This is a genomic window from Streptomyces sp. Isolate_45 (assembly GCF_024721315.2).
Lineage (GTDB): Bacteria > Actinomycetota > Actinomycetes > Streptomycetales > Streptomycetaceae > Streptomyces.
In genome coordinates this window covers 1-5,362 of record NZ_JANFAK020000285.1, presented here as the reverse complement: position 1 = coordinate 5,362, position 5,362 = coordinate 1, and the positions used below count along the sequence as shown (strand labels likewise).

The window sequence follows — 5,362 nt, the reverse complement described above, 5'->3', positions numbered from 1 at the left end:
CCCCCCCCCCCCCCCCCCCCCCCCCCCCCCCCCCCCCCCCCCCCCCCCCCCCCCCCCCCCCCCCCCCCCCGGGTGGGTGTGGGAGTTGGGTCAGAGGTAGGGGCCGGAGCGGACCGCGCCGTGCGGGCCGTCCTCGTCGTCCTCGTGCGAACCGCCGGGCGGCAGTGCGCGGCGCATCTGCTCCAACTGGGCCCGCGCCGCCATCTGCTGCGCGAACAGGGCCGTCTGGATCCCGTGGAAGAGACCCTCCAGCCAACCCACCAACTGCGCCTGCGCGATCCGCAGTTCCGCCTCGGAGGGGATGGCCTCCTCGGTGAACGGCAGGGACAGGCGCTCCAGTTCCTCGACCAGCTCGGGGGCGAGGCCGTCTTCGAGCTCCTTGACCGAGGCGGCGTGGATGTCCTTGAGCCGGACCCGGCTCGCCTCGTCGAGAGGTGCGGCACGTACCTCTTCCAGGAGTTGCTTGATCATGCTGCCGATCCGCATGACCTTGGCGGGCTGTTCGACCATCTCCGTCACCGGGACCTCGCGCGACTCGTCATCGGCGCCGCCGACCGCCATCCCGTCCTGTCCCACGATCAGGACGTTCGGGGGGCTGTCCTGCGACCGTTCACTCCTCGGCATCTCCATGCCGACATTCTCTCGCACACCTGCGTACTCACACGGTGTGCCCCCGCGAGAGCGTGATCCACCCTCGGTGGGGCCGGAACATCCACTCTCGGTGGGGGCCGGAACGTCCGCCCGGCCCCACTGAGGGTGTCAGCCCGCTTCCCGGCGGGCCAGTGCGCCGCTCGACCGGGTGACCAGCGCCGCAAGCAGGGCCGCTCCCAGCGGGACCAGGATCAGCAGTCCCGCCAGCGTGGACCAGGGCACGGCGATCGGCACGTACAGGTCGGTGTCCTTCAGCGTGGCGTAGCCCATTTCGACGCCGTGCCGGATCAGGCGTTCCTGTTCGCGTTCCTGGGTGAGCCGCAGTCCGACGGCCGGCAGGATTCCGGCGGCGGAGCCGAGGACCACGCCCATCAGGGCGACGACCCCGCATTGGAAGCCGCTCAGGGTGCGCCGGACGCGCGGGGCGGCGCCGACCGCCGCGAGCGTCTTGAGGTCGGCTTCGGCGTCGGCCTGGGCGAGTCCGGTCGCGATGCCGGCCGCGCCGATGGTGACCAGGCCCGCGAAGACGGTGAGGACGAGCACGCCGAGGGTGCTCTCCGTCTTGTAGCCCTCCTCGACGGTGAGGTGGGCGTCGGCGCCCATCCGGTCGATCTCCCCGTCGAGCTTCTGCCGTTGCTCACCGGTGGCCCGGCCGTCGAGGCTGAAGTAGGCGCCGACGGGGGCGGTGGCGAGGCCCGCGGCCTTGGCGGCGGCCGGCGGTACGACCAGCCGGATGCCCCAGCCCTCGTCCGGGCGGGGAGCCGTGTGGACGGCGAGGGTCTTGTCCCGCCCGGGGAGTTCGGCGTTCTTGGCGGACGCCTCGTCGACGGCGGCCTGGTCGGTGACGACCCGCAGGGTGACCTGTCCGTCCTTCACGTCGCGCGGATCGAAGGAGACGGCCCGACCCTCCTTGAGCGCGGCGGTGGATCCGGGGTCGGTTACCGCGAGGACGGCCATCAGCTTCTCGTCGGCGACGACGACATCGGTGGTGGAGAAGAACGTGCGCGGTGCGCAGCGCGGGTCCTTGCGCAGCTCACGGGCCTGATCCGGGGTGAAGGAGTCGCTCCCGCCCGGGGCCTCGAAGAGCGGGCAGCGCTGTTCCTTGGGGGTGATGAGTTCGACGCGTCCGCAGCCCGGGTCGGACGCGCGCATCTCGCAGTTCGGGTTGCCGACCACGAACCGGTCCACATCGGCCCGTACGGCGACGGGCAGCGTCCTGGTGAGGGTCTCGCGCAGGGCCGGTACGTCCTTGTGGCCGCTGTTGTCACCGGCGGTCAGCGTGCCCGCTCCGGCGGGGAGTTGGGCGACGTACTCGTGCCGGGCCTGGATGTCCCGGCTGTGCTCGTACGTGGAGACCGCCACGGTTCCGGCGACGGCGGCCAGTACGGCGGCCACGGCCGGTGCCGTACGCCCCCGGTTGCGCACGGCGTCGCGCAGAGCGAGGCGCGGCGAGAGCGGGAGCCATCGTCCGAGCCGCCCGAACAGGCCGACGAGGACCGGGGTGAGGGCGACGACGCCCAGCTCGGCGATGGCGCTGCCCCCGGCGACGACGGTGGCGCTGACCCGGTAGTTCGCTCCGTAGAGGACGAGCGCGGCGCCCCCGGCCACGGCGACGAGGCCGATGACGGGCAGCACCCGGTTGGCGCGGCGGACGCCGCGGCGGCCGGTCAGGGAGGCCAGTACGGTCTGCCGGGACGCGGTGACCGCGGGCACGACCGCCGCGAGGAGGCCGGTCAGCACGGCGAGCAGGGCGATGCCGAGGAGCTCCGGAGGGCGGACGTCGAAGCCGCCGAAGCGGGCGCCGAGCTGCTCCTCCAGTACGGGCCTCAGCCCGACGGTGAGGGCCACGCCGATCGCGGTGCCGATGACGGCCGCGGCGGCGCCGATCACGAGGCCCCCGGAGAGCACGACGGCCCGGATGTGCCGCCGGTCGCCGCCGTTCGCGCCGAGCAGCCCCAGCTGGCGGCGCGAGCGCCGGGCACCGACCGCGAAGGCGGGACCGGCGAGCAGGCACACCTCCAGCATGGTCAGGCCGACGACGGTGGCCAGGACGGCCCGCTCGGTGACGCTGCCCCCCGAGCCGGGCTGCTCGAACCGTTCCTTCGGTTCCTGCCGGAACAGCGGGACGTCGGAGTCGGCGGGCGGGTCCAGGGTCACGGCGCGGGAGAGTACGAGCGCGCCCTTGGTGTTGGCCTCCTTGACCATGTTCCACGTGAAACCATCGCCGCCGACCGAGACCAGGTACGAGGTCCGGGCGGACACCCCGGGCGCCCCGGTGGCCTGCAGGGCCTTGTCCAGCGGGGCGAGCAGGGTGCCGGGGAGGGCGAGCAGCTCCACGGTCTTCAGCGAGGAGGGGAGCTCGTAGGACCCCACGACCTTGTACGCGACCGGTGAGCCGCGCGGGGTGACCGAGGAGCCGACGTACAGCCCGGAGGCCTTCAGGAAGGCGTTGGTGGCGACGATCTCCCCCGGCCCGTCGGGCAGCCGGCCGCGGTCGAGGGTGACGATGCCCCGGGTCAGCGGGTCGTGCACGTCCAGCTCGCGCAGGTCGGTGGCGAGGAGGCCGTGCGCGGTGTGCACCTTGGAGTGGCCCGAGGTGTCCTGGACGGCCTTCGCGCCCGCCGGGATCGTGGACTTCAGCGGGGGCAGTTCGGGCTGCTTGCCCGGCCGGTAGGCGTCGTAGCCGCCGACCGGCGCGTAGTGCTCGCCGTCGGGGTGTTGGAGCAGGGCGGCGTCGAGGTGGGCCTCGCCGATCCGGGCGTCGGCGGCGCCGATCTGACGGGTCAGGGTCTGTTCGGGCGAGAGCTCGCCGCTGCGCAGGGTGAGGTCGGCGGCGCTCACGCCGATGATCGGCAGCGCGATCATCGACAGCACGAGGGCGCTGCGGCCCTTGGCGCGCCAGGCGTCGCGGCGCGCGATGCGCAGGGCCGCGGCCCAGGGGTGGTACCAGGAGCCGAACGGGGAGGTCACAGGCCGGCCGCCCGCTCCGTGAGCAGCGAGTCTGCGCCGCTGCGCAGGGTCTCGTCGACGACGGTGCCGTCGCGCAGGAAGACGACCCGGTCCGCCCAGGCGGCGAAGCGGGGTTCGTGCGTGACCAGGATCCCGGCCGCGCCCGCGTCGCAGCGGTTGCGCAGCAGGGCGAGCACGGATTCGCCGGTCTCGGAATCGAGGGCGCCGGTGGGCTCGTCGGCGAGGACCAGTCGGCGGTCACCGACCAGGGCGCGGGCGATGGCGACGCGCTGCTGCTGGCCGCCGGACATCTCGTCGGGGAAGCGGTGGGCGAGCTGTGCGAGGCCCATCTCCTCCAGCGCGGCGCCCGAGGCGACACGGGCCTTGCGGGCGGAGACCCCGTCGAGTTCGAGGGGGAGCGCCACGTTCTCGGCCGCGGTGAGGGCCGGTATCAGGTTGTAGTCCTGGAAGACGTAGCCGATGCTGCGCCGGCGCAGCGCGGCGAGCTGCTTGCGGCTCGCGGTGGTGATGTCGACGCCCTCGACGACGACCCGGCCGCTGGTGGGGGTGTCGAGGCCGCCCGCGAGGGTGAGCAGCGTGGACTTGCCGGATCCGGACGGGCCCATCACGGCGACGAGTTCGCCGGGGTGGACGTTGAGGTCGATTCCGCGCAGGGCGTGCACCTCGGTGGCGCCGCTGCCGTGGGTGCGGACCAGCCGGTCGAGTTGGAGTACGGGTCGTGCGTGGTGCTGGTCGGGCATGAGGGGTTCCCCCTTGGAACGGTGGTCAGCCCCGCCGCGGGCGGGCGGTGCGGGGCCGGCCGGCGGTGGCGCCGGCGGCGGGCTCGGTGGCGGTGGCCTGCGGTGGAGCGGGCTCGGCGGGTGTCCGGGGGGTCTGCCCGGAGAGCCGTACGAGCCGTGCCTCGGAGTGGTCGAGCCAGCGCGCCTCGGCCTCGGTCTGGAAGATCAGCTGTTCCAGGACCAGCAGCCAGGCGAGGTCGTCGCGTTCGTCGGCCTCCCCGCTCTCGATGGCGCCGAGGGCCCGGGCCTTGAGCCGGGTGTAGTCCTGCATGGCCTGGACGGTGGCGTGCCGCTGGGACTGGATCACGGCCCGGATGTCCACGCCGGGGGCGCCGACGGCCATGGCGAGCTTGATGGACAGCTCGTCGCGGGGCGGGTTGGTGCGGTCGACGGGGCGCTCGTACCACTGGCGCAGTTCGGCGCTCCCGGTGTCGGTGATGACGTAGAGGGTGTGTCCGGCCGCGTCCTCGCCGCCGGGGGCGACGAGTCCGTCGCGCTCCAGGCGGGCGAGCGTGGTGTACACCTGCCCGACGTTGAGCGGCCAGGTGGAGCCGGTACGGGATTCGAACTCGGAGCGCAGTTGGGAGCCGTACCGGGGGCCCCGTTCCAGCAGGGCGAGAAGCCCGTGGCGAATCGACATACTCAGTATGTATACCGAGTATGCCCTCGACCGCAAGAATCCCCCGGCTCGTGGGAAGCCGGAGCCGGGCCCGTCAGCGGCCGCGCCGCAGCCGCATCCCCATGAAGCCGAGGCCCAGCCCCATCAGGGCCAATCCGGTGCCGAGCGGCAGTATGTGGGCGGCCAGATCGGCGGCCCGCTCGTTCGGCCCGGTGCCGATCGCGGTGACGGAGTCGGGCGGTCTCGGTACGGCGTGCGGCTGCGGCTCGGGGGTCACCTCGGGCGGGACGGCCGGCTCCCCGGGCGGCCGCGCCGGCCGTACGGGGTGCGCGGGGCGGGCCGG

4 protein-coding genes and 1 pseudogene are annotated in these 5,362 nt (G+C 73.8%); all 5 read right to left on the bottom strand.

Annotation, left to right across the window (positions count from 1 at the left end; translation table 11 throughout):
- Positions 1-90: 90 nt before the first annotated feature.
- Entirely contained in the window at positions 91-630 is a 540-nt protein-coding gene (locus tag NOD94_RS40005) for a bacterial proteasome activator family protein (RefSeq protein WP_281211160.1), read from the bottom strand.
- A gap of 129 nt (positions 631-759) precedes the next feature.
- On the bottom strand, positions 760-3,516 hold the full coding sequence (locus NOD94_RS40000; RefSeq protein ID WP_281211161.1) for an ABC transporter permease: 2,757 nt from the start codon (positions 3,514-3,516) through the stop codon (positions 760-762).
- A gap of 101 nt (positions 3,517-3,617) precedes the next feature.
- Entirely contained in the window at positions 3,618-4,361 is a 744-nt protein-coding gene (locus tag NOD94_RS39995; protein ID WP_281211159.1) for an ABC transporter ATP-binding protein, read from the bottom strand.
- A gap of 25 nt (positions 4,362-4,386) precedes the next feature.
- A complete protein-coding gene (locus NOD94_RS39990) occupies positions 4,387-5,040 on the bottom strand; it encodes a PadR family transcriptional regulator (protein WP_281211158.1) in 654 nt (217 codons plus the stop codon).
- Between the two features lie 73 nt (positions 5,041-5,113).
- Positions 5,114-5,362, bottom strand: a pseudogene (locus NOD94_RS39985) (hypothetical protein); the annotation flags it as partial.